The organism is Microcystis aeruginosa NIES-4325, from assembly GCF_008974145.1.
GTDB lineage: Bacteria > Cyanobacteriota > Cyanobacteriia > Cyanobacteriales > Microcystaceae > Microcystis > Microcystis aeruginosa_G.
On record NZ_BJKP01000147.1, the window covers coordinates 1 to 255 of the forward strand.

The 255-nt window shown below is 38.0% G+C and carries 1 protein-coding gene; it reads right to left on the reverse strand.

The annotated features are described in order from the left end of the window. Positions 1 to 10 precede the first annotated feature (10 nt). A partial coding sequence (locus tag MiAbW_RS19400) for a winged helix-turn-helix domain-containing protein (RefSeq protein ID WP_172967409.1) occupies positions 11 to 255 on the reverse strand: 245 nt, incomplete at its 5' end.

Sequence of the window (255 nt, forward strand, 5' to 3'; positions counted from 1 at the left end):
CATCAAGCAATTACACTGCCAGCTTTCCCGACTGAATCTCCTCTTTTTTGCTCTCTAATAATTGACTGATTTCTTCATTCTTTTTTTTGACCTCTTCTGGCTCTTTTTTCGGGTTTACTTGTTCCGCTTTTTGCCAGCTAATTCTCGCTTCTTTTAGCAATTGGTAGTAGCTCTGTCTCGATTTAAACACAACCTCATAAGTTTCTAGTACATAAGTTTCTAGCTCCCAAATATCCCAGTGACTATGGTTGATAA